Origin of the sequence: Clostridioides sp. ZZV14-6154 (genome assembly GCF_020657785.1) — a bacterium.
GTDB lineage: Bacteria > Bacillota > Clostridia > Peptostreptococcales > Peptostreptococcaceae > Clostridioides.
Genome location: NZ_JAGWCY010000113.1, coordinates 1 through 207 on the forward strand (window position 1 = coordinate 1; position 207 = coordinate 207).

Annotated in this window: 1 protein-coding gene; it reads left to right on the plus strand. The window is 25.6% G+C overall.

Annotated elements, in window-relative coordinates:
• The coding region (locus tag KGF45_RS19975; RefSeq protein WP_227843095.1) for a helix-turn-helix domain-containing protein at positions 1–207 on the plus strand (207 nt) is incomplete at both ends.

Sequence of the window (207 nt, forward strand, 5' to 3'; positions counted from 1 at the left end):
TGTATCCAAATAAAAAACAGCAAGAGTTAATTAACAAAACTTTTGGATGTTGTAGATTTGTATATAATAAATATCTTGCTAAAAGAATAGAAGTTTATGAAAACTATAAAGAAACTTTTACTTATAAGCAGTGCAGTTCTGATTTGACTGATTTAAAAAAAGAATTAGAGTGGCTTAAAGAACCTGACAAATTTTCACTACAAAACA